General features: G+C 66.3%; 24 protein-coding genes. 23 read left to right on the top strand and 1 reads right to left on the bottom strand.

The genetic code is table 11. The features are described 5' to 3' along the window. From K0M74_RS16295 to K0M74_RS16270, 6 genes are all read left to right on the top strand, one after another. A partial coding sequence (locus tag K0M74_RS16295; protein ID WP_293974827.1) for an efflux RND transporter periplasmic adaptor subunit occupies positions 1 to 786 on the top strand: 786 nt, incomplete at its 5' end. A gap of 6 nt (positions 787 to 792) precedes the next feature. Then, positions 793 to 3,987, top strand: a complete 3,195-nt coding sequence (locus tag K0M74_RS16290) for an efflux RND transporter permease subunit (protein ID WP_293974825.1) — start codon at positions 793 to 795, stop codon at positions 3,985 to 3,987. Further along, entirely contained in the window at positions 3,984 to 5,381 is a 1,398-nt protein-coding gene (locus K0M74_RS16285; protein ID WP_293974823.1) for an efflux transporter outer membrane subunit, read from the top strand. The genes K0M74_RS16290 and K0M74_RS16285 overlap by 4 nt, the downstream gene beginning before the upstream one ends. A gap of 71 nt (positions 5,382 to 5,452) precedes the next feature. Beyond that, positions 5,453 to 6,241, top strand: coding sequence for a hypothetical protein (locus K0M74_RS16280; protein ID WP_293974821.1), 789 nt, complete (start codon positions 5,453 to 5,455; stop codon positions 6,239 to 6,241). Continuing rightward, complete coding sequence (locus K0M74_RS16275) at positions 6,147 to 7,682, top strand: DNA polymerase Y family protein (RefSeq protein WP_293974819.1); 1,536 nt, start codon at positions 6,147 to 6,149, stop codon at positions 7,680 to 7,682. The genes K0M74_RS16280 and K0M74_RS16275 overlap by 95 nt, the downstream gene beginning before the upstream one ends. Beyond that, entirely contained in the window at positions 7,679 to 10,951 is a 3,273-nt protein-coding gene (locus tag K0M74_RS16270) for an error-prone DNA polymerase (RefSeq protein ID WP_293974817.1), read from the top strand. Before K0M74_RS16275 ends, K0M74_RS16270 begins: the two co-directional genes overlap by 4 nt. A 157-nt stretch (positions 10,952 to 11,108) precedes the next feature. Here the strand turns inward: K0M74_RS16270 and K0M74_RS16265 are convergent, their stop codons facing one another. After that, positions 11,109 to 11,924, bottom strand: a complete 816-nt coding sequence (locus K0M74_RS16265; protein WP_293974815.1) for a flagellin — start codon at positions 11,922 to 11,924, stop codon at positions 11,109 to 11,111. A gap of 247 nt (positions 11,925 to 12,171) precedes the next feature. Here K0M74_RS16265 and fliE point away from each other — a divergent pair, with 247 nt between their 5' ends. Genes fliE through K0M74_RS16180 form a run of 17 tightly spaced genes read left to right on the top strand, consistent with a single transcriptional unit; the run spans position 12,172 to position 25,850 of the window. Next, positions 12,172 to 12,525: a flagellar hook-basal body complex protein FliE gene (gene fliE / locus K0M74_RS16260; RefSeq protein WP_293974813.1), complete on the top strand. Its 354-nt coding sequence runs from the start codon at positions 12,172 to 12,174 to the stop codon at positions 12,523 to 12,525. A 3-nt stretch (positions 12,526 to 12,528) separates the two neighbouring features. After that, on the top strand, positions 12,529 to 14,187 hold the full coding sequence (gene fliF, locus K0M74_RS16255) for a flagellar basal-body MS-ring/collar protein FliF (protein WP_293974811.1): 1,659 nt from the start codon (positions 12,529 to 12,531) through the stop codon (positions 14,185 to 14,187). Further along, entirely contained in the window at positions 14,180 to 15,211 is a 1,032-nt protein-coding gene (gene fliG / locus K0M74_RS16250; protein WP_293974809.1) for a flagellar motor switch protein FliG, read from the top strand. Before fliF ends, fliG begins: the two co-directional genes overlap by 8 nt. Then, positions 15,204 to 15,803 (top strand): FliH/SctL family protein, encoded by a 600-nt coding sequence (locus K0M74_RS16245; RefSeq protein WP_293974807.1) that lies wholly within the window; start codon positions 15,204 to 15,206, stop codon positions 15,801 to 15,803. Before fliG ends, K0M74_RS16245 begins: the two co-directional genes overlap by 8 nt. Further along, on the top strand, positions 15,800 to 17,131 hold the full coding sequence (locus K0M74_RS16240) for a FliI/YscN family ATPase (RefSeq protein WP_293974805.1): 1,332 nt from the start codon (positions 15,800 to 15,802) through the stop codon (positions 17,129 to 17,131). Before K0M74_RS16245 ends, K0M74_RS16240 begins: the two co-directional genes overlap by 4 nt. Further along, a complete protein-coding gene (locus K0M74_RS16235) occupies positions 17,128 to 17,574 on the top strand; it encodes a hypothetical protein (RefSeq protein ID WP_293974804.1) in 447 nt (148 codons plus the stop codon). The genes K0M74_RS16240 and K0M74_RS16235 overlap by 4 nt, the downstream gene beginning before the upstream one ends. Further along, entirely contained in the window at positions 17,571 to 18,893 is a 1,323-nt protein-coding gene (locus K0M74_RS16230; RefSeq protein ID WP_293974802.1) for a flagellar hook-length control protein FliK, read from the top strand. Before K0M74_RS16235 ends, K0M74_RS16230 begins: the two co-directional genes overlap by 4 nt. 17 nt (positions 18,894 to 18,910) lie before the next feature. Continuing rightward, positions 18,911 to 19,519: a flagellar basal body-associated protein FliL gene (locus K0M74_RS16225; protein ID WP_293974800.1), complete on the top strand. Its 609-nt coding sequence runs from the start codon at positions 18,911 to 18,913 to the stop codon at positions 19,517 to 19,519. 26 nt (positions 19,520 to 19,545) lie between these two features. After that, positions 19,546 to 20,448, top strand: a complete 903-nt coding sequence (locus tag K0M74_RS16220) for a FliM/FliN family flagellar motor switch protein (protein WP_293974798.1) — start codon at positions 19,546 to 19,548, stop codon at positions 20,446 to 20,448. Next, a complete protein-coding gene (gene fliN / locus K0M74_RS16215; protein ID WP_088439961.1) occupies positions 20,441 to 20,779 on the top strand; it encodes a flagellar motor switch protein FliN in 339 nt (112 codons plus the stop codon). The genes K0M74_RS16220 and fliN overlap by 8 nt, the downstream gene beginning before the upstream one ends. Further along, complete coding sequence (locus tag K0M74_RS16210) at positions 20,779 to 21,057, top strand: flagellar biosynthetic protein FliO (protein ID WP_088439960.1); 279 nt, start codon at positions 20,779 to 20,781, stop codon at positions 21,055 to 21,057. The genes fliN and K0M74_RS16210 overlap by 1 nt, the downstream gene beginning before the upstream one ends. Then, complete coding sequence (fliP, locus tag K0M74_RS16205) at positions 21,047 to 21,817, top strand: flagellar type III secretion system pore protein FliP (RefSeq protein ID WP_293974796.1); 771 nt, start codon at positions 21,047 to 21,049, stop codon at positions 21,815 to 21,817. The genes K0M74_RS16210 and fliP overlap by 11 nt, the downstream gene beginning before the upstream one ends. A 33-nt stretch (positions 21,818 to 21,850) precedes the next feature. Continuing rightward, positions 21,851 to 22,096 carry a flagellar biosynthetic protein FliQ gene (locus K0M74_RS16200; RefSeq protein ID WP_088440544.1) on the top strand — a complete coding sequence of 82 codons (246 nt, stop codon included), beginning with the start codon at positions 21,851 to 21,853 and terminating at the stop codon, positions 22,094 to 22,096. A gap of 7 nt (positions 22,097 to 22,103) precedes the next feature. Continuing rightward, positions 22,104 to 22,883 (top strand): flagellar biosynthetic protein FliR, encoded by a 780-nt coding sequence (gene fliR / locus K0M74_RS16195; RefSeq protein ID WP_293974795.1) that lies wholly within the window; start codon positions 22,104 to 22,106, stop codon positions 22,881 to 22,883. Positions 22,884 to 22,887: 4 nt separating this feature from the next. Then, positions 22,888 to 24,027 (top strand): flagellar type III secretion system protein FlhB, encoded by a 1,140-nt coding sequence (locus tag K0M74_RS16190; protein ID WP_293974794.1) that lies wholly within the window; start codon positions 22,888 to 22,890, stop codon positions 24,025 to 24,027. A gap of 45 nt (positions 24,028 to 24,072) precedes the next feature. Then, positions 24,073 to 25,449, top strand: a complete 1,377-nt coding sequence (gene fliD / locus K0M74_RS16185) for a flagellar filament capping protein FliD (RefSeq protein ID WP_293974793.1) — start codon at positions 24,073 to 24,075, stop codon at positions 25,447 to 25,449. A gap of 11 nt (positions 25,450 to 25,460) precedes the next feature. Further along, entirely contained in the window at positions 25,461 to 25,850 is a 390-nt protein-coding gene (locus K0M74_RS16180) for a flagellar export chaperone FliS (protein WP_293974792.1), read from the top strand. Positions 25,851 to 26,006: the final 156 nt, after the last annotated feature.

The following is a 26,006-nucleotide window of genomic DNA, read 5'->3' as shown; positions in this document are numbered from 1 at the left end:
TCGCTTCCTTTTGCTGAGTTTTATTATCCCCCCGCGCGCGCGGGGGGGCGGGGCGCGGGCGCCGGGGTCGCCCAGAACAATGCCGCGCTTGAGACTGCGCGCATTACGCTGCGCTATGCGACGATTACAGCGCCGATCAGCGGCCGCATCGGCCGCAGCCTCGCGACCCCCGGCGCGCTGGTCAGTGCCAGCCAGGCGGTTCCGCTGACCACGATCCAGCGGATCGACCCGATTTATGTCGACATGCAGCAATCGAGCGCCGAGCTGACGACGCTGCGTCAGGCGATCGCCAGTGGCGGCATTTCACAAGGCAGCGCCGCCGTGCGCCTGCGGCTCGAAGACGGCAGCGCCTATGGCTTTGCCGGTACGGTCGAATTTTCCGAGATGACGGTGAACGAGGCGACCGGCACCGTGACCTTGCGCGCGCGCTTTCCCAATCCCAATGGCCTGTTGCTGCCCGGCATGTTCGTGACCGCGATGTTCGACCAGGCGATCGATCCGACTGCAATCCTGGTACCGCAGCCAGCGGTGCAGCGCGATTTCGATGGGTCTGCCTTTGTCTATCTCGCGGGCAAGGACAATAAGGCTGTGCGCCGCAAAATCGCTACGTCGCGGACGGTTGGCGGTAGCTGGATCGTCACTGACGGGCTGCGCGCTGGCGACCGTGTGATCACCCAGGGTGTCGGCAATCTTCGCGACGGCGCCGACGTTCGGCCGGTCCCGGCCAGCAGTCCGCAGCGGGTGGGGGCGCCCGCTACGGGCCAAGCCACAGAAAAGGCGAAATAGCCCCTCATGTCGCGAATATTCATCGACCGGCCGATCTTTGCCTGGGTGCTGGCAATCGTCGTCATGCTCGCGGGGTTCGGCGCGCTGCGCTCGCTACCGATCGAACAATATCCCGATATCGCGCCGGTGCAGGTCAATGTCCGCGCCAGTTATCCGGGCGCGTCGGCCGAAACGGTCGAGAACAGCGTCACCCAGATTCTGGAGCAGCAGCTGACCGGGATCGACGGACTGCTTTATTTCAGTTCGCAGTCGAGCGCGAGCGGACAGGCCAGCATCACCGCGATCTTTAACAAGGGTACCGATCCTGACATCGCGCAGGTGCAGGTGCAGAACAAGATCGAGTCGGCGGTGTCGCGCCTGCCCGCGCAGGTGCAGCAACAGGGGGTCCGGGTCAGCAAATCCAATTCGGACATTTTGCTGATCGTCAGCGTTTATGACAAGACGCGAACGCGCTCGAACTATGACGTGTCGGACTATCTGACCACCAACATCCAGGATCCGCTGTCGCGGGTCGAGGGGGTCGGCGACGTCAATATTTTCGGGTCACCCCACGCGATGCGGATCTGGCTGAACCCGCAGCGGCTGGCCGCGGTGTCACTAATGCCCGGCGACGTGATTGCCGCGATCTCGGCTCAGAACAGTGAGGTCGCCGCAGGCGAAGTCGGCGGCCTGCCATCGCCGCAGGGCCAGCTGCTGACCGCCACCGTCACCGCCCAGTCGCGCCTGCAAACCCCCGAGGAATTCCAGAATATTATTTTGAAAACCCTGCCTGATGGATCGGCGGTGCGCGTTCGCGATGTGGCGCGGGTCGAGATCGGCGCAGAAAGCTATAGCTCGGTGGGGCGGCTGAACCGCCAGCCGAGTTCGGGCATGGCGATCTCGCTGTCGCCGGGTGCCGACGCGCTGGCGACCGTCGATCGGGTGAAGGCGCGGATGGCCGAGCTTTCGCGCAACATGCCCGATGGGCTGGGCTATGCCTATATCAACGATACCACGACCTTCATTCGCCTGTCGGTGAGCGAAGTGCAAAAGGCGTTGTTCGAGGCGATCCTGCTCGTCATCATCGTCATGTTCGTGTTCCTGCAAAGCTGGCGCGCAACGCTGATTCCGGCGATCGCGGTGCCGGTGGTGCTGCTCGGCACCTTCGCGGTTTTTTATCTTGCGGGCTTCACGATCAACACGCTGACCTTGTTCGGCCTGGTCCTGGCGATCGGGCTGCTCGTCGATGACGCGATCGTCGTGGTCGAGAATGTCGAGCGCCTGATGGAAGAAAATCCCGGCATGACCGCGCGCGAGGCGACGATCCAGTCGATGAAGGAATTACAGGTCGCGTTGATCGCGATCGGGCTCGTCCTGTCGGCGGTCTTCCTGCCAATGGCCTTTTTCGGCGGTTCGACCGGGGTCATCTATCGCCAATTCTCGATCACCATTGTCTCCGCCATGGCGCTGTCGGTTTTCGTCGCGCTGATCCTCAGCCCGGCGCTGACCTCCACCCTGCTCAAGCAGCGTGGCCACGGCGAACCGCCGCCGCCGCGTTTCCCGCGCGTCGATGCCGCACTGACGCGCGCCAAGACCTGGTTCAACACCAGTTTCGAACGCACGACCAACCGCTATGTCAGCAGCGTCGAGCGCGTCGTCGATCGCAAATGGCGCTTTCTGGGTATCTATCTGATCATCTTGGTCCTGCTGGCGTTTCTGTTCCTGCGCCTGCCCGGCGGCTTTCTGCCCGGCGAGGATCAGGGCCGGGTCCAGATCCAATTCCGCCTGCCGGCGGGCGCGACGCAGGCGCGGACGCTCGAGGTGCGCGACGCGATCGAGGACCATCTGCTCAGCGCCGAAAAGGCGAATATCGAATCGCTGTTCATCAACGCCGGCGGTGGCGGCGGGGGTGCGTCAGGACAGAATACCGGGCGCGGATTCGTCAACCTGGCCAATTGGGACGACCGCCCCGGCAAGGAAAACACCGCCGATGCCATCGCCGCGCGGACCCGCCAGGCCTTTTCGGGTCTGCGCGATGCGCAGGTCTTTGCCCTCGTCCCCGGCTCGGTGCGCGGGCTGGGCGATTCGTCGGGCTTTACGATGCAGTTTCAGAACCGCAGCGGCATGACACGCGAGGAATTCGCCGCCGCACGCGAACGGCTGATTGCCGCCGCCAACGCGAACCCCAAGCTGACCTCGGTGCGGCTGAGCGACCTGCCCGACCTGGCGACGCTGAAGATCGATATCGATACCCAGCGGCTGACCGCTTACGGTTTGACCAACGCTGATGTGAACAGCACGCTGTCGACCGCCTGGGGTGGTCGCTACGTCAACGACTTCATCGACGAAGGACGGGTGAAGCGCGTCTATGTCCAGGGCGACGCGCCGTATCGCTCCAAACCCGAAGACCTCAGCCAATGGTATGTGCGCTCGGCCGACGGCGAAATGTCGCCTTTTTCGGCTTTCTCGCAGATCAGCTGGTCGACGACACCCAGCACGACCTCGCGCTTTCAGGGCATTCCCGCGTTCGAAATTTCGGGCGAGCCGACCGCCGGCACCAGTTCGGGCGAGGCGATGGACGAGATCGCGGCCTTGGCGGCCGAAATCCCCGGCACCAGCGTCGCCTGGTCGGGCGCATCCTATCAGGAACGGCTGTCGTCGGGGCAGGCGCCTTTGCTCTATACGCTGTCGCTGCTCGTCGTCTTTCTCTGCCTCGCGGCGCTCTACGAAAGCTGGTCGATCCCGGTCGCGGTGCTGCTGGTCATCCCGCTCGGGCTGGTCGGCGCGGTCATTGCCGTGTCGCTTCGCGGGCTGGAGAATGACGTCTATCTGCAGATCGGCTTGCTGACGACGATGGGACTGGCGTCCAAAAACGCCATTCTGATGATCGAGTTCGCCGAACAGGAAGAGAAAAAGGGCAAACGCGTGATCGAGGCCGCCATCGCCGCGGCGCGCATCCGCTTGCGCCCGATCCTGATGACGAGCTTTGCCTTCATCTTCGGTGTGCTGCCGCTCGCGCTGGCGTCGGGGGCAGGCGCGAACAGCCGGATCGCGATCGGCACCTCGGTGATCGGCGGGATGCTGACCGCGACCCTGCTCGCGATCTTCTTCATCCCGCTGTTCTTCGTTCTCGTCCGCCGCGGGGTGCGCGACGGAATCGCCGCGGTTCGCACCCGCTTTGGCAGGGCCAAAGCCGACGGCGCCGCCGAGGTGCCAGCATGATCGGCACCCGCACCTTGCTGCTTGTAAGCACGCTCGCGCTCGCCGGTTGCTCACTGGCGCCGAAGACCGTGCTGCCCACCCCGCCCGTTCCGCAAAGCTGGCCGGTCGGTGACGCATACCTGCTGCAAAGCGAGACGGCGCTGCCGATCCTGTCGTACCAAAGCGTCTTCACCGATGCGCGTCTTCAGTCGCTGGTCGAGCAGGCGCTGACGAACAACCGCGACCTGCGCGTCGCTTATGCCAATGTCGCCGCGGCGCGGGCGCAGGCGCGCGTCACGCGAGCCGGGCAGTTCCCCGCCATCGGGATCAGCGGCGGCGCGGGCTATTCCGACAGTAATGGTGCGAGCGGCAGCGGCGATTTCTCGCTGCGCGGCGGGATCACCGCGTTCGAACTCGACCTGTTCAGCAAGCTCGCCAATGCGACCGAGGCCGACCGCAACCGCGCGCTGGCGACCGAGGCCGCGTCGCGCACTGTGCGGCTCGCGCTGATCGCCAATCTGGCCGAAGCGTGGGCGACCTATGGCGCCGACCGGGATCTGCTCGCGATTGCACAGGATACCGCCGCCAATGCGCGCGAAAATGTCCGGCTGACCCGCGCTCGGCTAGACGGCGGCGTCGCACCGCGCACCGATCTTCGCCAGGCCGAACAGATTTTGGCGACCGCCGAGGATGCGATTGCGGCGCAGACGAGCGCGCTGGCGCAGGACGAAAATCTTATCCGCCTGCTCGTCGGCGGCGATGTCGATCGTGCGCTGCTGCCCAACGGGCTGGCCGACGTCACGCCTGCTATCGCTTCCCTCCCAGCGGGGGTAGACTCGCAAATCCTGCTCCGCCGTCCCGATGTGATCGAGGCCGAATATGGCCTGCGCGCCGCCAGTGCCGACATCGGCGTTGCGCGCGCGCAGCTGTTCCCGTCGATCTCGCTGACCGGACTGCTCGGCTTTGCCAGCAACGCCCTGTCCAGCCTGTTCGACAGTGGATCGTTCAGCTGGTCGGCGGGTGGCGACGTCACCGCGCCGATCTTCGACGCGGGCGGTCGCCGCGCGGGCGTTGCGGTCAGCGAAGCGCAGCGTGACGCCGCGCTGGCGGGCTATGAAGGCGCGATCCAGACCGCGTTTCGCGAAGTCGCTGATGCGCTTGCGGTGCAGGGCACGATCGCCGAGCGGGTGCGCGCCGCGGCGGCGAACACTGCCGCCGCCGCCGATACCGCGATGCTTTCCGACGCCCGCTATAAGGGCGGGGTCGACAGCTTCCTCGCCAGCCTTGACGCGCAGCGCAGCCTCTATGCGGCGCGGCGCAGCGAGATCGCGACCCAGCTGCTGCTGGTCCAGACCCGGATTGCGCTGTTCCGTGCGCTAGGCGGCGATAGCGGCGCAGGCGCCACAACGTCCTAACCTTCGTCATGGCGGACTCACCTTGACAATCCCCCTCGCTCGCGCGCTATTGGAACAAATCAGGAACATATATGCGCGAGTCGTCCCAACCTCTCGCCGGGCTGCGCCAGCGCATCGCCCGGCTGGCCGCCACTGGTGGCCCTGAAAGCCGCCCGGCCGAGGGCTGGCTGGCGACGGGGCATGACGCGTTCGATTCGGCGCTCGGGGGCGGGCTGGCAGTGGGTCGCACGCATGAATTTTTCGCCGCCGACGCGCTCGACGGGGCTAGCGCCGCTGCCTTTGCGGCACTGGTCGCGCTGCGCACCCCGGGCAAGGTGCCGCTGTTGTGGCTGCGCACCGTCGATGCCGGGCGCCGCACGGGGCATATCTATGCCCCCGGCATCGCCGAACTCGGCGGCGACCCCGACCGGCTGCTGCTGATCGAGACCGCCGATCCCAAGATGCTGCTCGCCTGCGCCAATGATGCGGTGCGCTGCGTCGGATCGGCGGCGGTGATCGTCGAAAGCTGGGGCAAATTCCCGCTGCTCGATCTCACCGCCGGTCGCCGCCTGACGCTCGGCGCGCGCGATGCGGGGACGACGCTGCTGATGCTGCGTCTGAATGCCGCGCCGACGCCGAGCGTCGCCGAAACGCGCTGGAGCATCGTCGCCGCAACGTCGCGCGAACTTGGAGCCGACGCCCCCGGCGCGCCCGCCTTCGACCTTGAACTGCTGCGCTGGCGCGGCGGCCCTGCCGGAACCCGCTGGCGACTCGATTGGGATAAAGATGAGCAAGCTTTCAGGGACGCGGCGCTATCTGGCGCTGTTCTTCCCCTGGCTGCCCGCCGAACGGTTCACCCGCTCGGCGCCGAAGCCGCCTGACCTCCCGCTCGTCTTTGCCGAGAAGCAGCGCGGCGCGCTGCGCCTCGCGAGCATCGATGCGCGCGCGCAGGCGCTTGGGCTTCGCGTCGGCATGCCGCTCGCCGACGCGCGGGCACAGGTGCCTGACCTTGCCATCGTGCCGCACGATCCCGTCCTCGACCAGAACTGGCTCGACCGGCTCGCGCAGGGCTGCGCGCGCTACACCCCGCTTGTCGCGCTCGATTCGCCCGACGGGCTGATCCTCGACATCACCGGCTGCACCCATTTGTTCGATGGCGAGGCGGGATTGATCGACGACATCGACCGGCGGCTGACCCGGCTCGGCATGACCTTGCGCCATGCGCTTGGCCCCACCGCCGACGCCGCGCGCGCGCTCGCGCGCTACCAGACACGCCCTGCCCCCGAAGAGGCGACCGCGATCCGCCGCCTGCCCGTCGCCGCGCTCGAACTCGAAGCCGAGGCGGCAACCGCGCTCGTACGCGCCGGGCTCAAGACGATCGGCGACCTCGCGGCGCGGCCGATGGCGAACATCGCCGCGCGCTTTGGCGCCGACGCCGCGACCGCGCTGCGCCGCCTGCTCGGCGACGCGCCGAGCCCGCTCGATCCGCGCATTACCCCGCCGCCGATCGCCACCGAACGCCGCTTTGCCGAACCCGTCGCCAGCATGCCGCACGCGACCCAGATCCTCACCGAACTGGTCGGCGAAGCGATCGCGGACCTGACCGAACGCGGTAAGGGCGGGCGCCATTTCCGCGCCACCTTTTTTCGCAGCGACGGCCTGGCACGCAGCCTCGCGGTCGAGACCGGCCATCCCACGCGCGACAGCAACCTCGTCATGCGTCTGTTCGCCGAGCGGATGGATGGACTGCGCGATCCGCTCGACCCCGGCTTCGGCTTCGACATGATGCGCCTCGCGGTGCCGCGGCTCGAAGCGCTTGCCGCGACCCAGCTCAAGCTCGAAGGCGGGGAAGTGCGCGCCGCGGCGATGACCGAACTGGTCGACCGGCTGGCGACGCGGATCGGCCGTGGCGGCGTCCGAAAATTCGCCGCTGTCGACACGCATATTCCTGAGCAGGCGCAGCTCCCCTTGCCCGCGATCGACGCCCCGCCGCCGACGTCCTGGCCCGCTTCCGAACCCGGCGAGCCGCCGCTGCGCCCTTTCTATCTCTTCGATCCGCCGCAGGTCATCGAGGTGATCGCCGAGGTTCCCGACGGCCCGCCGCACCGTTTCCGCTGGCGCCGCACCACCCACGCGATCCGCCGTTACGAGGGGCCGGAACGGATCGCGAGCGAATGGTGGCGCCGCAAGGACAATGCCGGGCTGACCCGCGACTATTACCGCGTCGAGGACGACCGCGGCCGCCGCTACTGGCTGTTTCGCCACGGACTGTACGACGAAAAGCCCGACCCGCGCTGGTATATCCACGGGCTGTTCGCATGAGCACAGACCCTGCACCTGCACCCCCCTTCGCCGAACTGGTCGCCGCGACCAACTACAGCTTCCTGCGCGGCGCCTCGCACCCCGCCGACATGGTCGCCGAAGCCATCGCGCTGGGCATGCCCGGCATCGGCATCGCCGACCGCAACAGCGTGGCGGGGGTGGTGCGGGCGTGGGCGTTCCTGAAAGAGCTCCAGGTCAAGCAGCCTGAAAGTGTCGCCAATTTCCGCCTCGTCGTTGGCGCGCGCCTCGCCTTCGCCGACGGCACCCCCGACATCATCGCCTATCCGACGACGCGCCACGGCTGGGGGCGGCTGACCCGGCTGCTCTCGACCGGCAACCTGCGCGCACAAAAGGGCGATTGCATTCTCCATCTGGAGGATTTGCTGGAGCATTGCGACGACCTGCTGCTGATCGCGATGGATGGCGATGAAGCCCTGCTCCGCACCCTCAAACACGCGCGACCGAAATCCGTCTGGCTCGCCGCAACGATGCCGCGTGCGGGCGCCGATGCACGAAAGCTCACCGCACGCGAACGCCTGTCTGCGGCGACGCGCATCCCGCTGCTCGCCACCAACGACGCGCTCTATGCGAGCATTGCGCAGCGCCCGCTGCACGACATCATCACCTGCATCCGCGAGGGGGTGAACATCCACAAGGCGGGCAAACTGCTGCGCGCCAATGGCGAACGCCATCTGAAAGCCCCCGCCGAAATGATGCGGCTGTTCCAGCAGCACCCCCAGGCGATCGAGCAAAGCGCCGCGCTGCTCGCGCGCATCCACTTCCAGCTCGACGACCTGCGCTATGAATATCCGCACGAGCCGGTGCCGGACGGATGGAAACCGTTCAACTATCTACACCATCTGGTGAAGACGGCAGCAGAGGAACGCTATGGAGCTCCTCTGAAACCCAAGGTTCGCAAGCTCATCGGCAACGAACTCCGGCTGATCCGCAAGCGCGACTATGTCTATTATTTCCTCACCGTTTACGACCTCGTCCGCTTCGCGCGCGCGCAGGATCCGCCGATCCTCTGCCAGGGCCGGGGGTCCGCCGCCAATTCGATCGTCTGTTTCCTGCTCGGTGTCACCTCGGTCGACCCGGTCGAGCATAAGCTGCTCTTCTCGCGCTTCGTCTCCGCCGAACGCGATGAGCCACCCGACATCGATGTCGATTTTGAGCATGAGCGGCGTGAGGAGGTCATTCAATATATCTATGATCGCTATGGCCGCGACCGCGCCGCGATCGCCGCGACCGTCATCCATTATCGCCCGCGCAGCACGATCCGCGAGGTCGGCAAGGCGCTGGGCTTCAGCGAGGATGTTACGGCGCGGCTCGCGGACACGAGCTGGGGAAGCTGGGGTGATGAAGTGCCGGTCGAACGACTCATCGAAGCGGGGCTCGATCCGCACATTGGCGAGATCGAACGGCTGCACCGCTTTGTCGGCGAATTGCTGAAAGCGCCGCGGCACCTGTCGCAGCATGTTGGCGGCTTTGTGCTCACGCAGGGCCGGCTCGACGAACTGGTTCCAATCCATAATGCCGCGATGGAGGACCGCACCTTCATCGAGTGGGACAAGGACGACATCGACGCGCTCGGGCTGATGAAGGTCGACATCCTCGCGCTCGGCATGCTGACCTGCATCCGCAAATGTTACGACCTGATGCGCGAACATGGGCTGGGCGATCACACGCTGGAACTCGACATCGATTCCAAGGATCCGGCGGTTTACAACATGCTGTGCAAGGGCGACAGCATCGGGGTCTTTCAGGTCGAAAGCCGTGCGCAGATCAACATGCTGCCGCGCCTGCGCCCGCGAAAGCTCTACGATCTGGTCGTGCAGGTCGCGATCGTCCGTCCCGGACCGATCGAAGGCGACATGGTGCATCCCTATCTGCGGCGGCGGAACGGAGAGGAAGAGGTCGAATATCCGTCGCCTGACCCGCCTCATGACCCCGATGAATTGCGCGAAGTTCTGGGCCACACCTTCGGTGTGCCGCTCTTTCAGGAACAGGCGATGAATCTGGCGATCACCGCCGCCGAATTTACTCCTGAGGAGGCCAACGGCCTGCGCCGCGCGATGGCGACCTTTCGCAATGTCGGCACGATCGACAATTTCCGTGAGAAGATGGTCGGCGGCATGGTCGCGCGCGGGTACAAGCAGGATTTCGCCGAGCGCTGCTTCAAGCAGATCGAGGGGTTTGGCAGCTATGGCTTTCCCGAAAGCCATGCGCAGTCGTTCGCCCGGCTCGTCTATGTCTCGTCATGGATCAAACATTACCACCCCGCGGTTTTCACTTGCGGTCTGCTCAACTCGCAGCCGATGGGTTTCTACGCCCCCGCGCAACTGGTGCGCGACGCGCAGGAGCATGGCGTCGAAGTGCGCGAAGTCGATGTCAACGCGAGCAGGTGGGACAGCAGCCTTGAGCGCAGGGCTGACGGCAACCTCGCGCTTCGCCTCGGCTTTCGGCAGGTCGATGGTTTTCGCGAGGCTTGGGCCGCGCAGATCGTCGCGGCACGGGCTACGCCATTTACCGCCGTCGAGGAACTTGCCCGCCGCGCAGACCTGCCCGCGCGCGCGCTGCGGCTGCTGGCCGAGGCCGATGCCTGCCGGTCGATGGGGCTCGATCGGCGTCCCGCGCTGTGGGACGCGCGCCGGGTACGACAGGGGGTGCTGCCGCTGTTCGGCGCTGCCGAAGCAGACGAACTCGGCGCCGAAGACGATGCGCAGCTGCCGCCCACGCCGCTCGTCGAAAATGTCCTCACCGATTACCAGACGACCCGGCTGTCGCTGAAAGGCCATCCGATGGCGTTTCTGCGCGATGATTTCGCACGTGAGGGGGTGTTGAGCGCGGCGCAGGTAATGGCGGCAAAGAATGGCTCGATCGTCCGTATCGCGGGGATCGTGCTGATTCGTCAGCGCCCAGGCAAGGGCAATGCGATCTTCATCACGCTCGAGGATGAAGGCGGGGTCGTCAACATCCTGCTGTGGGCGCGCCATTTCGAACGACATCGCCGCGCCGTCATGGCGTCGCGGTTGATGCTGGCCGAGGGTGAGGTGCAGCGGAGCAAGGAGGGCGTCATCCACCTGATGGCGACGCGCATTGTCGATCGGACGGCGATGCTCGACACCTTGGGCGACGGGCGCGAAGTGCGTCCCGACCTGTGCCGCGCCGACGAGGTTGCGCATCCACAACTGCCGCGCGGCTATGTGGCGAAGCACGGCCACCCACGCGACGTCCGTATCCTGCCCAAGTCGCGGGATTTTCATTGATGGGTAGACGACTGACGTCAGCAAACGGCACCAGCCCGCTCCCTGTTCGGCTGCGCCGAGCAGACAAAAAGTTGATGCCCCGGCTGTGGGGGCCGGGGCATCGGATCAGGCTATCTAAGGGACCAACCGAATATAGCCTGAAAGTCGTTCGCGGATGTTAGCCGCGGAGCAGGTTCATCACGCCCTGCTGGCTCTGGTTCGCCTGGGCGAGCATCGCGGTCGATGCCTGCGACAGGATCGAGGCCGCAGCCAGCTTGGTCGATTCCGCCGAGAAGTCGGTGTCTTCAATGCGCGACTTGGCGGCTGCCAGATTCGTGACAGTCGACGTCAAATTGTCGACAGCCGATTCGAGCCGGTTCTGCTGGGCACCAAGGTTGGCGCGCTGGGTAGCGACCGTCTGGATGCCCGTATCGAGCAGACCCAGCGCCGTCGCGGCACCGGCGGACGTCGACAGGTCGACTGCGGCAACGGCGAGACCGGTGGCGGTAAGGTCACCGATCGCGATGTTGACCGTCTCACCCGATGCCGTACCGGTCTGGATGTCGATGCTCGCGCCGCCCGACAGCAGGTTGGTGCCGTTGAAGGTGGTGCGGGTGGCGATATCACCGATCTGTGCGATCAGCGCGGTAACTTCGGTCTGGATCGCGGTGCGGTCGGTCGCGGCGTTGGTGCCGTTGGCCGACTGGACAGCCAGTTCACGCATACGAACCAGGATGTTCGAAATGCCGCCCATCGCGCCTTCGGCGGTCTGCGCAAGCGAAATGCCGTCATTGGCGTTACGAACGGCCTGCGTCAGGCCGCGGACGCTGGCGTCCATGCGGGTGGCGATGGCGAGGCCGGCGGCGTCGTCCTTCGCGCTGTTGATGCGCTTGCCGCTCGACAGACGTTCCATCGCCTGCGACTGGGCGCGTTCGGCAACACGCGAGTTGTTCTGGGCGCGAAGCGCGCTCACATTGGTGTTGATGACAGTCATTGTTGTTCCTTTCCGGCCTCGATGGCCATTCCCGTGATGTGAGGGCTCGAGGAGCGGTCACGGAAAGCAGTAACGGCGGGCGGTCGCGGCGCTTAAGCCTGCGCCGTCAAAAAAATGCCGAAGGTTGACCGCCGCGACTGGCGAGACGAGTTAACCTGTTGTAAAATAACTGTTAAATCTTTTGGCATGGCCTTTGCATTGTTCTTTGCGTGCGGCGCACCGCTGCGCACAGGACGGATGGAAAGCAATGAGCACGATTGACCCGAGCCGGCTGCTGCAGATGCGCAGTTCGATCCTCAATCAGAACCAGGCGCTGCAACGCGCCGCCGGTCGCGGCGGCATTGGCACCGCTGAGGGCGGCGTCGAAGGCGCTGGCGGAACCCCCGATTTCGGCGCGGCGATCAACAACGCGCTGCAACAGGTCAATGCCCAGCAGTCCAAGGCGAGCGAGATTACCGAAGCCTATGAGCGCGGAGATACCCACGACATCGTCAGCGTGATGATCGAGCGGCAGAAAGCCTCACTCGGTTTCGAAACCACGTTGCAGGTCCGCAACAAGCTGCTGTCCGCGTATCGCGACATCATGAACATGCCGGTTTAACCCATGGCCGACACCCAGATCCTCGCCCCCGTCGACGACGGTCATGCGAACCGCCTGCCCGCCCCCGCATTCGGGAACCGCCTCGCCCCGCTCACCGGCTTCGTCCGCCAGCCCGCGGTGCAGCGCGCACTGCCCGCGATCGCCATGACGTCAGCGATCGGCATCGCGGCGCTTGCTTATTTCACCATGCAATCATCGCCGCAGGCGCAGCTGTTCGCCGGGCTGGACGACATGGACAAATCGGCGGTCGCCGAGGCGCTCCAGACGCAGGGCATCGCGCACAGCATCGACGCGAGCACCGGCGCGCTGACCGTCGATGCCGATAAATTGCATCAGGCGCGTATCGCGCTCGCCGGACAGGGTCTGCCGAAGGCGGCGCCGAGCGGCGACAGTCTGATCGCGGCGCTACCGATGGGATCAAGCCGCGCGATCGAAGGCGAAGCCTTGCGCTCGGCGCGCGAAGCCGATCTGGCGCGCACGATCGAGACGATCGACGCCGTAAAAAGCGCGCGCGTCCATGTCGCCGCCGCCGAACCCAGCCTGTTCGTTCGCGACGACAAGCCCTCGACCGCATCGGTGATGCTGACACTGCAGAACGGCCGCTCGCTGAGCGACGGTCAGGTGCAGGCGATCCGTTTTCTCGTCGCCTCGTCGGTGCCCGGCATGAACGCTGATCAGGTATCGGTGATCGACCAGCGCGGCGCGCTGTTGTCCGACACCGCGTCGGGCAGCGACATGAAGGCGTTCCAGTTGCAGGTGCAGGTCGAAGACCGTTTCCGCCGCGCCCTCGACACCTTGCTCGGCCCGATGCTCGGCGCTGGTAACTATAGTGTCGAGGTTCACGCCGACGTCGATATGTCCGAAAGCCAGGCGACGCGCGAAAGCTTTCCCGAAAACGACCGCGCGATGACCAGCGAACAGATTACCCGCACCGTCAGCGGTCAGGGCACCCCGCCCGCCGTCGGAATCCCCGGCGCGCTGTCGAACCAGCCGCCGCAGGCGACGACGGTCACCGCCAACGCGCCAACCCCGACGCCCACCCCGGCCGTTACCTCCGGCACCGAGAGCAACGAAAATGCCGCGCGCGCCTTTGAAGTCGGCCGCGAGATTTCGGTGACGCACTCGCCGCAGGGCAAGATCCGCCGCGTCTCGGTCGCCGTCGCGCTCAATCAGGGCAAGAAGGCGCTGACCCAGGCCGACATGACCAAGATCGACAGCCTGGTCAAAGGCGCGATCGGTTTCGACGCGACGCGCGGCGATCAGGTGGCGATCAGCCAGCGCCCGTTCGTGCAGGTCGAAACCACCGAGCCCGCCTTTTACGATCAGGCATGGTTCCTGCCGCTGGTCAAGCAGGTCGGGGCGATCTTTGCCGCGCTGCTCGCCTTCCTGTTCATCGGTCGTCCGCTGATCCGCGCCGCCAAGGCGCGCGCCGCCGAACGCGCCGAACGCAACGCCGCGCTGGAGGAAACTTTGCTCGCCGCGACCGACGGGCGTCCCGCGCTCGCCGGCCCAGCCGCAGGCCGCGAAATCACGCTCGAAATGATCGAACAGGCGCCAAGCTATGAAACGCGCGCCAACCTTGTCCGCGCCTTTGTCCGTCAGGATTCGGCGCGCGCCGCGCTCGTCGTCCGCCAGCTGATGCAGGAGGGCGCCCGTGCCTGACGCCGCCGAGATGATGGACACGCCGACGAAACCCGCAATCGAAGGATCGGCTGCCGCCGCGATCCTGCTGATGCTGCTCGACGAAAACGAAGCCGCCACGATTCTAAAACATCTCGCCCCCGACGAAGTGCGCCAGCTCGCCAAGGCGATGTTCGACACCGCCAACGCCAGCGAACAGCAGATCGGGCAGGCGCTCGACCGTTTTGTCGTGCGCAGCCGCGATGTCAGCGCGCTGGCGATCGGCGCCGACGTCCGCATCCGGACCGTCATCAATCAGGCGGTGGGCAATGTGCGCGCCGACAATATCCTGGCCGCCATCGCGCCGCAGCGCAGCGCCGCCTCGCTCGAAATCCTGCGCTGGATGGACGTCGAGGCGATCAGTGGCCTGCTCGCGCAAGAACATCCGCAGGTCGGCGCGCTGATCCTGTCGGTGCTTGTCCCCGACGTCGCCGCGCGCGCGATCGAAACGCTCGACGAAATCCTGCAGGCCGATCTGGTGCTGCGCGCCGCGATGCTGACCTCGGTCCCCGCCGCGGCGATCGAGGATCTCGAATCGGTGCTCGCCAGCGCCAATGTCGATGGCCAGCGCGTCGCCAAACAGGCGATTGGCGGCCCCAGCGACGTCGCCAAGATCATGAAGAAAATGCCGAAGTCGCTGAGCGAGCGCACGATCCGCGCGCTGAAGAAGACCGACAAAGCGCTCGCGCAAGCGATCGAAGAAGAGATGTTCATCTTCGAAAACCTCCGCGATCTCGACAAAAAGAGCCTCGGGTCGGTCCTGCGCTCGGTCGACGCGGCGCAGCTGGCGGTGGCGCTCAAGGGTGCCGACGACGACATGGTCGACCTGTGCCTTGCCACCATGTCGCAGCGCGCGTCGGAAACGATCCGCGACGAGATGGCCGAAATGACGATGGTCAAGCGCGCCGATGTCGACGATGCGCAAAGGACCGTGATGACGATCGTGCGCCAGATGGCCGCCTCGGGCGAAATCATGATCGCGGGCGGGAGCGACGATTATGTCTGATCGCACTGCCGAAACCGGCTTTGCCCCCGTCACCCTCGCCGAAGCGATGGCGCGGAGCAGCGACTTTCGCCCGCTGGCCTTTGCCGGCAACGCGCGCCCGCCGCAAACCACCGACGGCAGCGCCACCGAACTCGACCTCGACGACCCCTTTGCCCGCGGCCTGGCCGAAGGGCAGCGCGTCGCCGAAGCGGCCTATGTCGCCGAACGCCACCAATTGCTCGCGCTGCTCGCCAATGCAGAGGCGTTGCAGGACGAACCGAGCGAAGAACTGGCGCAGCTGATCGCACGCACCGTCGAACGGCTGGTGCATCAGATCGTCGCCAACGCCCCGATCGACGCCGCCTGGCTTCAGGCACAGGCCGAAACCGCCGCGGCGCTCGTTGCTGACGCCGACAAGGCCCGCACTTTGTGGGTTCACCCCGACGATGCCGCGCTGCTGACCGATTGCCCGCTGCCGCTGGCACTCGCCAGCGACCCGGCGATGATGCGCGGCACCGTCCGCATCGAAACCTCGACCGGCTGGATCGAACATGGCCGCGCCGTCTATCTCGACGAACTGTGCGTGGCGCTGGGCGAAGGGGCGCCCGCATGACGCGCCGCCTCGCCCTCTCCGCGCAGCAGCTGCTCGATCCGATCGACCTGACCAATGCCAGCCCGCGCCGTATCGGCACGCTCGTGTCGCACGAGGGCATCATGCTCGAAGTCTCGGGGTTCCCGCAGCCGCTGGGCAGCAACGTCCGGATCAAGTCCGCAAACAACGACTATGTCTATGGCGAGGTCGTCGGCTTTCGCGGCCAGAGCAGCCTGGTCCTGCCCTTTGACACCAACATGCCGCTCGTCACCGGTGCCCCGGTCGAGCCGCATGGCGCGAGCAGCATGGTCGCGTGCGGTAAGGCGCTGCTCGGCCGTATCATCGACGCGCAGGGCCATCCGCTCGACGGCCGCCCGCCGGTCAAATCGCAATTCCAGTGGCCGCTCGCCGGGCGCAAGGTCAATCCGCTACGCCGCGGCCGCGTCACCCGCCCGCTCAACATGGGGGTGCGCGCGATCAACGCGTTGCTGACTGTTGGCGAAGGCCAACGCGTCGCGATCATCGCGGGGTCGGGCGTTGGCAAATCGGTGCTGATGGGTCAGATGATCGCGGGTACCGAATGCGACGTCATCGTCGTCGGCCTGATCGGCGAACGCAGCCGCGAGGTCAGCGACTTTGTCGAAACCAAGCTGCCCCCCGAAGTCCGCAAGAAGGCGGTCGTCGTCGCGGTTCCCGCCGACCATCCGCCACTGCTGCGCCTGCGCGCCGCGATGCGCGCCACCGCGATCGCCGAGGCATTTCGCGCCGACGGCAAGAAGGTGCTGCTGCTGATCGACAGTCTGACCCGCGTCGCGCATGCGCAGCGCGAGATCGGGCTGACATTGGGCGAACCGCCGACGATGAAGGGTTACCCGCCGTCGGTGTTCGCGCTGATTCCCTCGCTGTGCGAACGCGCGGGGATCGACCGCGAAACCGGCGGATCGATCACCGCACTCTATACCGTGCTCGCCGATGGCGGCGACATCGACGACCCCGTCGTCGACAGCGCGCGCGCCATCGTCGACGGCCATATCATCCTGTCGCGCCAGCTGGCCGAACAGGGTGTCTATCCCGCGATCGACGTCGCGCGGTCGCTCTCGCGCACGATGGTCGATTCGGTCGACCCCGAGCATGCCGCCGCCGCCGCGCGCTTTCGCCAGCTGTGGTCAACGTATGAAGAGAACCGCGATCTGATGCTGATGGGCGCGTATGTTGCCGGCGGCGATCCGGTGCTCGACACCGCTATCGCGTGCCACGCCGACCAGCTCGCCTTTGTGACCCAGCCCGCCAAGGCGCAGGTCGATTACGATATTTCCCGCCAGACCCTGATTGAAGGATATTCCGCATGACCGCCCGTACCGCACGCCGCAAACGTATCATCCGCGTGCGCACCGTCGAACATCAGATGGCAGAAGCCAATCTGGCGCGGGCCAATGGCGAGCTTGCCAGCCTGGTCGAACTCGCCCGCCGCCTCGAAACGCTGCGCGTCGACCTGGCGATGGCCAAGGGCGCGGTTGCCGGCGGCGCGCTCAACACGATCGGCGAACTCGCGATGCGGCTCGACATCGCGCAGGAAAATCTGACCGCGCCGCTGGTCAACGCCAGCGCCCGCCGCGACCACGCCGGAGTGCTCGCCCAAAGCGCGATGGCCAAGGAAGAATCGGCGGTCCGCCTGTACGAACGCAGCCGCAAATCGGCTGAAGCGGAGGCCGAACGCCGCCGTGACGCCAACCGCCCGCACCGTGCACGCGGCGGCATGCGACTGCGCCTGATCGAAGGCGGCGCGGCATGATGGGCGCGGCCTCCCTGCCCAACCCGCAGGCGTCGACGCTCGCGGGCTTTGCGGCCTTCCTCAGCACGATCGGCCAGACACCGACGGGCGGCGGCGAGGACGGTGGTTTCGAGCAACTGCTCGCGGCCATTCCGACGGTCGATGCCGCTGCGGCCAAGGCCACGTCGGTGACGCCGGTTGCCGTCGCGACGTCGGCCCCAGCTGCTCCCGTTGCGGCCGAAATGGTCGCCGCGGAAATTACATTAGATGCGCCGGGCGCGAAGGCGAAGGACGGGGCGCCTAAAACCGATCCCGACACGGTCGCTGCATCGGCGGCAAAATTGCTGATCGAATTGAACGGCAGCGCCGCCACGCCCGAAATGAAATCGCTCAAGGCAGTCGAAATCGAGGTCGAGGGCGACGGCACAGCAGCAGCTGAAAACGGTGCCACAGCCACCAAACCCGCTGAAACGGTCGCGTTACCCGAAACCCCCGCTACGACGACAATCCCGGCGCCCGCAGCGGCGCTGCCGGTCGCCGCAGCGCCTGTCGCCGCGGTGGTGATTGCTGCGGTCGTGGGCAAGCCGGCGAAGGCGAACGACACCACCGCGCTCACCACTGGCGACGCGGCGCCGACTGCCGAGGGCGTTGCCCCCGCGCCGACCGCCGACAAGCCGCGAAGCGCCGAAGCCAAGCCCGCTGCTGTGGAGATCGAAACGGCGATCACGGCGCCAACGGCGGGCAAGGCGCGCGCCGCCACACCTCCTGGCCCCGCTGTCACCGCGACCGAACCGGTCGCCGCCAAGCCCGCCGACGCGGCGTCGTCGATGACAATCCAGCTTGTCCAGTCCATGACGACGGGCGCCGCGATGCTGGCCGGCACCGCCGCGCCGGTCACAATTGCCGAACGCGTGCTCGACCTCGCCAGCGATGGCGCGTGGATTGACCAGCTGGCGCACGACATCGCCGCGACCAAATCGGACAGCGGCGACATCAGCTTTCGCCTGATGCCGCGCCACCTGGGCCGTCTCGACGTGGCGATGGTGATGGGTGAAGAGGGCGTGGCGCTCAAGCTCGACACCCAACATGAAGCGACCGCGACGATCCTCACCGCCGCGCAGGGCCGCCTGGTCGAAGACCTGCGCCAGCAGGGCGTGCGCATCTCCGGCAGCGAAGTTACCTGCACCCCCGGCGACACCAGCCGCCAGATGCAGGGCCAGTCGCAGGGTCAGGGCCGCCCCGGCACGCACGACGTCAGCCACCTGATCGAAACCGTTACCGAGCGCGCCAAGGCGCGCGATCCCGAAGAGGCCGCCGACCGCCGCGGCCGCTTCGCCTGACCATAAGGGATATGACGATGACCAAGGATAAACCCGATGCCGCGCCCAAGCCGAAGGGCAAGCTCAAGAAGCTGCTATTCATCGGCGTCGGCGCGCTCGTCCTGATCGGCGCGGGCGCCGGTGCGGGCATCTATTTCGGCGCGCTGTCGGCGCATGAGGCCAAGCCTGAGGATCATTATCCCAAGCTGGTCGTGCGCAGCAGCGGCGAAGAAGAAGCCCCCGCCGCCGAAGGCGACGACAAGGAAGCGCCGCCCAAGGTCGGCACCGTGTCGGTGCCCAACGACAAGTTCAAGGTCGACCCGCGCAAATATGAAGTCACTTATTTCGCGATCCCTGACGCCTTCACCACCAACCTCGCCGACGGCTCGGGGTTTTTGCAGGCGGGTATCAGCCTTTCGACCTTCTATGACGGCAAGGTTATCAATAATATCAAACGCCAGGCTGTGCCGATCCGCTCGGTCGTGCTTATGGTGCTGTCCGAACAGGATCCGGCGCTGCTCTCGACATCGCAGGGGAAACAACGGCTGCAGCGGCAATTGACCGCGGCAATCAACGATGTGCTGCGCGAGAAAGAAGGTTTTGGTGGTGTCGACAATGTCTATTTCACGAGCCTGGTGATCCAGTGAGTGTTCGCGAAAAATCCGTCAAAGCCGTGAAACCGCCGGCCGCCCCGACCACCGACGCGGTTGACGCCAAGGCGTCGTTGCTGCTGCGCAAGGCGGCGGACAGCTATGCCTTTCCGGCGCTCGACAGCGTTGCGATCCAGTTCGGCCGCAGCCTGCGCGACCTGATCCGCGCGCTCGGCGTGCCGTCGATCCAGGTCGAGCGCGGCGATGCCGAAACGATCAGCTTCGCCGACTGGACCGCAGCGACCGCGCCCGCGATCTTCTGGCGCTATCATGCGCCGCCGCTCAAGGGGCCGGTGCTGCTTGCGGCGCCGCGGCCGTTGCTGCTCCAGCTCGTCGACATCTTCTATGGCGGCAAGGGCGGCCTTGCGGCCGAACGCGAAGAGCTGACCGATGCCGAAGAGCGCTTCGCGGCGCGGCTGGGGCGCGACATGGGGCTGCAACTCGCCGCCGCATGGGGCGACAAGCTGACGCTGGAACCCGAACTCGACTGCGTCACCGGCGATCCCGCCAAGCTCGCCGCGGTGCGCGCCGATGACGAGCTGTTCGTGCAGCGCTTCATCCTGCGCGGTGCGCCGTTTGAGGGGCGGACGATCGCCTGCGCCTATCCGCTCGCCGCGCTGCGCGGTGTCGCCGGGGCGGAGCCTGTGGCCGAAATGCCCGGCGCCGCCAACCCGGTGTGGGCGGGCGCGCTCAACAAGGCGCTGCGCGACGTGCGACTGCCCGTGCGCTCGGTGCTGGCGCGCCCCGAAATCAGCCTCGTCAAACTGCTCGCGCTGGAGGTTGGCGACATCATTCCGCTCGGCATGCCGCGCCATGTGCCGGTGACCGTCGCGGGCCGCAGCTTTGCGGTCGGCAGCATCGGCGAAGCCAATGGCAACGCCGCCATCATGATCGAACATATCGAAAAAGGACCGAACGATGACTGACCTCAGCGACGCGCCGACGGCGCCCCGCGCCGACCGCCGCGACAACAAGAACATCGCCGCGGCGCCCAATTTCGACCTGCTCGCGGGTGTCTCGCTGCGCGTGTCGGTCGAGGTCGGATCGACCTCGATGACGCTCGCCGAACTGCTCGCGATCGACGAGGGCAGCGTGATCGAACTCGACCGCGCGGCAACCGACCTGCTCGACATCTATGCCAACGGCACATTGATCGCGAAGGGCGAGATCGTCAGCGTCGATGGCCGTTATGGCATCCAGGTCGCCGAAGTCGTCGCCCCGGCGCGCGGCCTCGAAGGCTTCGAGCGGAGAGGCTGATGTTCGAATATATCCTCCGCCTGCTCATCCTGCTGCCGCTGATCGGCGGCATGGCGTGGGGCAGCCTGTGGCTGTGGAAGCGCGTCCAGATGGGCGTGCCGCTTGTCGGCGGCGGCGCCAAGACGCGCGCGGTCGAGATGGTCGATGTGCTGCCGCTCGGTCCGGGATCGAAGCTAGCGGTGGTCGAATTTGCCGGACAGCGGATTCTGGTCGCGGTCTCGCGCAATGGCATCACGCGGATTGCCGACGATAGCCAGGGCGACTTCCATGCAGATTGATCGCAAGACCGGGCTGCGCGCCGCGGCGCTGATCGGCGGCCTCGTGCTGCTGATCGCCGCGCCTGCCGCTTTTGCCCAGACCGCCGACGGGCTCAGCCGCGCGGTGAACGACATCGGCGGCGATGGGCGCCCGCTCAGCCTGTCGCTGCAAATCCTCGTCCTGATGAGCTTGCTGACGGTACTGCCGTCGCTGCTGCTGATGATGACCAGCTTCACCCGCATCATCATCGTGCTGTCGATCCTGCGCCATGCGCTCGGCCTGCAACAGACGCCGCCGAACCAGGTTCTGGTCGGTTTGAGCCTGTTCCTGTCGCTGTTCGTGATGCAGCCGGTGATCAGCGAAGTGAACCGCGTTGCGATCGAACCCTATGGTCAGGAACAGATCGACATCGGCGAAGCGGTGTCGCGTTCGGGGGTCGCACTCCATGGCTTCATGATGTCGCAGACGCGCAAATCCGACCTGATGATGTTTGCCAAGATCGCCAAGGCGCCGACCTATGCCAGCCCCAAGGACGTGCCCTTCTCGATCCTGCTGCCCGCCTTTGTCACCAGCGAGCTCAAGACCGCGTTCCAGATCGGCTTTCTGATCTTCCTGCCCTTCCTCGTCATCGATCTGATCGTCGCGTCGGCGCTGATGTCGCTCGGCATGATGATGTTGTCGCCGACGATCATCTCGATGCCGTTCAAGCTGCTGCTGTTCGTGCTCGTCGATGGCTGGGCGCTGACGATGGGCTCGCTCGCCGCCTCGTTCGGGACGTAGGGGCTTAACGTGGAAACGGACTATTTCATCGGCATGGCGCAGCAGTCGCTGTGGATCCTCGCGCTCGCCTCGGCGCCGCTGCTGCTGCCGGTGCTTGTCATCGGGGTGCTGCTCGGCATGGTGCAGGCGGCGACGTCGATCAACGAACAGACGCTGACCTTTGTGCCCAAGCTGATCGTCGCGGCGATCTGCCTCGCGATTTTCGGCGGCAGCATCCTCGTGCTGCTCACCGACTTCACCCGCGACATCTTCGCGCAGATCCCGAACGTCGTCCGCTAAATCCGCCGTGGACCCCGCCGACATCCCGAATATCGAAGCGATGCTGCAGCTGTGGATGCTGGGGATGATCCGCCCTGGCGCCGCGTTCATCGCCGCGCCGGTGTTCGGCGCGACCAGCGTGCCCGTGCAGCTGCGGCTGGTGATCGCGCTGGCGGTCGGCGTCCCCGCCGTCGCCGCGTCGGGCATGGCGCTGCCCCCCGAAGGCATTGTTTCGGTCCCCGGATTGCTGCTCGTCATCGGCGAAGTCGTGATCGGTCTCGGCATCGGGTTCGTCCTGCAAATGGGGCTCGCCGCCGCACTGCTGGCGGGTGAGGCGATCAGCAACGCGATGGGGCTGGGCTTTGCGTCGATGGTCGATCCGATCAGCGGCGCGTCGAGCTCGGCGATCGGCCAATTCCTGTCGATGCTGGCGACCGCGCTATTCCTTGCCGCCGACGGCCACCTCGTGCTGATTGGGATCATCGTCGACAGCTATGTCGCGCTTCCGCCCGGCAACGCCTTTCCCTCGTTCGACGCGATCGGCGGCGTCATCCGGTTCGGCAGCCTGATGTTCGCCGCGGCGCTGACGATTGCGATGCCGGTCGGCTTTGTCCTGATCCTGGTGCAGATCATCATGGGCGTCATCGGCCGCTCTGCCCCCGCGCTCAACCTGTTCGCGGTCGGCATTCCGGCGACCCTGCTCGCTGGCATTATCCTGCTCGGCGTCGCGACCCCGGCGATGGCCGAGGCGATCATGCGCATCCTGTCCGACGCGCTCGACGCCGCGCGAATGTTCGCGGGGCTCTGACGCGATGGCGAGCAAACCCGAGCAAGACCAGAAAACCGAACAGCCCACCCCCAAAAAGCTGAGCGATTCGGCGCGCGAAGGCGATGTGCTGATGTCGCGCGAGCTGGCCACCGCGCTGATGATGCTCGCCGCTGCGGGCTGGATCGTCGCCGCGGGCGGCTGGTTCGTGCAATCGGCGGGTGACCTCGTCCGCCGCGGACTGACCTTGACCGCCAGTGACGTCGCCGATTTTGCGCCCGCCGAGGCGCTGATGCGCAACGGCACCGAGATCCTGTTGCCGCTCGCCAGCCTGTTCGCGCTCGCGCTCGGCGCCGCGGTCGCCGGGCCGGCCCTGCTCGGCTCGTTCGGCTGGCGCGGCAAAGCGCTGCACTTCAAGGGCAACCGGATGAACCCGATGACCGGACTCAAACGGATGTTCGGACTGCAGGGCGCGACCGAACTCGGCAAGGCATTGGCGAAGGTGCTGCTGCTCGGCACCATCGGTTACTGGCTGGTCAGCCGCAATTTGCCTGCGATCATGACGATGGCATCGACCGACCTGTTCGCCGCAGTCGGGCTGGCCGGACAGGCGATCGGCCATGCGATGCTGGTGCTCGCTGGCGGGCTGGTCGTCATCGCGTTGGTCGACGTCCCGGTGCAGTGGTTGCAGCGCAACAAGCGGCTGATGATGAGCAAACAGGAAATCAAGGAAGAGATGCGCCAGTCCGACGGCGCCCCCGAACTCAAACAGGCGCAGCGCCAGCGCGCGCACGACATCCTGAGCGGATCGGCGCGCAAGGCGGTGTCGGACGCGACCGTCGTGCTCACCAACCCGACCCATTTCTCGGTCGCGCTGCGCTATCGCCCCGGGGTCGACGCCGCGCCGGTCGTCGTCGCGCGCGGGCGCGGCGACGTCGCGCTGGCGATCCGCGAACTGGCGCGCGGCGCCAATGTGCCGTTGCTCGAATATCCGCAGCTGACCCGCGCCATCTATTTCACCGCGCGCGCCGGGCGCGTGATTCCCGATGAATTGTTCGTCGCGGTCGCCACCGTGCTCGCCTTCGTCTTCCAGCTCGAACGCATGGTCGCCGAAGGTCATGGGCAGCCGGTGGTCGATGTGCCGCCGACGCATCGTTTCGACCCCGACGGACGCCGGCAAGCTTAAAATCGTCCGCGCGCCGCCGTTAACAGGTGCGAAGGATATTTCGCCATGGTCACTTCCATCATCAACAGCCTGGGCTTTGGGTCAGGCATCGACACCAAGCAGCTGGTCACCGACCTGGCCGCGGCGTCGCGCGAGCCCAAGGTGGCGCGCATCAATACGCTGACGCAGCAGAACCAGACGCGGATCAGCGCGCTGGCGCAGGCGCGATCCGATCTCGAAGGCTTTGCCGATTCTTTGGCGCAAATGATCAGCGACGGAACGCTGCGCAGCACCCCGACGGTGTCCGACGACAGCGTGCTCAGCGCCACCGCGCGCGCCGGGATCCACGCCGACAGTTTTGCGGCGACCGTTGTCGTCAACCAGCTGGCGCGCGCGCAAAGCACCTATTCGGGGGTTGTCGCCGACCGCACCGCGGCGATCGGCACCGGCACGATGACGCTGACCGTCGGCGGGGTCGCCACGACGATCACCATCGACGCCGCCAACAACAGCCTCGACGGGCTGGCCAACGCGATCAATTCGAGCGGCGGCGGGGTCACCGCGTCGATCATCGCCGATCAGGGCGGCCACCGGTTGATCCTGAAAGGTCCCTCGGGCGCCACCAATGCCTTCACCCTCGCCGCCAACGCCGACGCCGATCCGGGTCTTTCCGCCTTCGCCTATGGCGCGGACGGCGGCATGACGCTGGGCCAGAGCGCCGCCAACGCTGAATTCTCGATCGACGGCGTCGCGTTCAGCCGCGCATCGAACACCATCGACGACGTCGTTCCCGGCATGTCGCTGACCTTGAAAAAGGCGGCCCCCGGTCAGCCGGTCGACATTGGCGCCAGCCGCCCGCTCGACATGATCAAACAAACCGTCGGCGATTTCGTCTCGGTCTATAACCAGCTCAAGAAAAGCCTGTCGTCGGCCGCTGGTCAGTCGGGATCGACGACCGCACTGCGCGAACTCGAACGCGAGCTGTCGGGCCTGATCGGCACCGTGATCTCCAGCCACCCGACCATCAACAAGCTGACCGACATCGGCGTATCGACGACCAAGGACGGTCTGCTCGCGCTCGACGAAACCAAACTTGCGCAGGTGCTGGCGGCAGACGCCGGCGCGGTCGAGGCGATGTTCAACCCGCGCCGCGACGGCGGGCGCACCGAGGCGAGCGACCCCGGCATCGCCTTTGTCCTCGACAGCATCCGCGACCGGGCGATCGCGACCGACGGGGTGATCGACCGCGTGACCAAGTCGCTCAACAGCCGCAAGGAAACGCTTGCCGACCAGCTCGAGAATATCGAGATGCGCGAAGATGCGTATCGCGCCCGGCTCGAGAAGCAATATGGCTCACTCGACGCCAAACTGGCCGCGTTCAAGGCGACGCAAACCTATCTTGAGCAACAGATCAAGATGTGGACCAACCAGGGTAATAATTAAGGGTGCCGACCGTGACCGCTACCGCCTCGACCGTCCGGGCGACCGGACTCTATCGCCGCTTGCAGCATGAAAGCCGCGCCGCCGCTGCCGACCCGATCGAGCTGGTGACGATGCTGTATGACGAGCTGGAAACCGCGATCGGTGTGCTCGGGTCGATGGTCCGCCAAGGTCAGCGCATTTCGGCGACCGAGCCCGCGCACCGTGCGCGCGCGATCCTGATCGGCCTCGACGCCGGGCTCGACCGCGATGCCGGCGGCGACGTCGCTGCCGCATTGTCGCGCGTCTATCGCAGCATGCGCCGCAAGCTCGACGAATCGGTGGCTCAAAACGACGGCGAGTCGCTCGCCGACCTGCTCGACGGGGTGCTGACCGTCAGCGCGGCGTGGCGCCAGCTGCGCTGAAGCCGGCGTAATCCATCGCCAAAACAGGATCGGCCCCCCCCCAGGGGGTGGGGGGCCGGCCCGAGCCCGTTAAAAAAATACCCCAGGGTAACCCGCCCCCCGGGGGGGGGGGGGGGGGGCGGGGGGGGAGGGGGGGCCCCCCGCCCCCCGTTTTTT

This window comes from Sphingopyxis sp., assembly GCF_019459305.1.
Taxonomy (GTDB): Bacteria; Pseudomonadota; Alphaproteobacteria; order Sphingomonadales; family Sphingomonadaceae; genus Sphingopyxis.
Note: the sequence above shows the minus strand (reverse complement) of the source record. Positions and strands in the feature narration are given on the sequence as shown.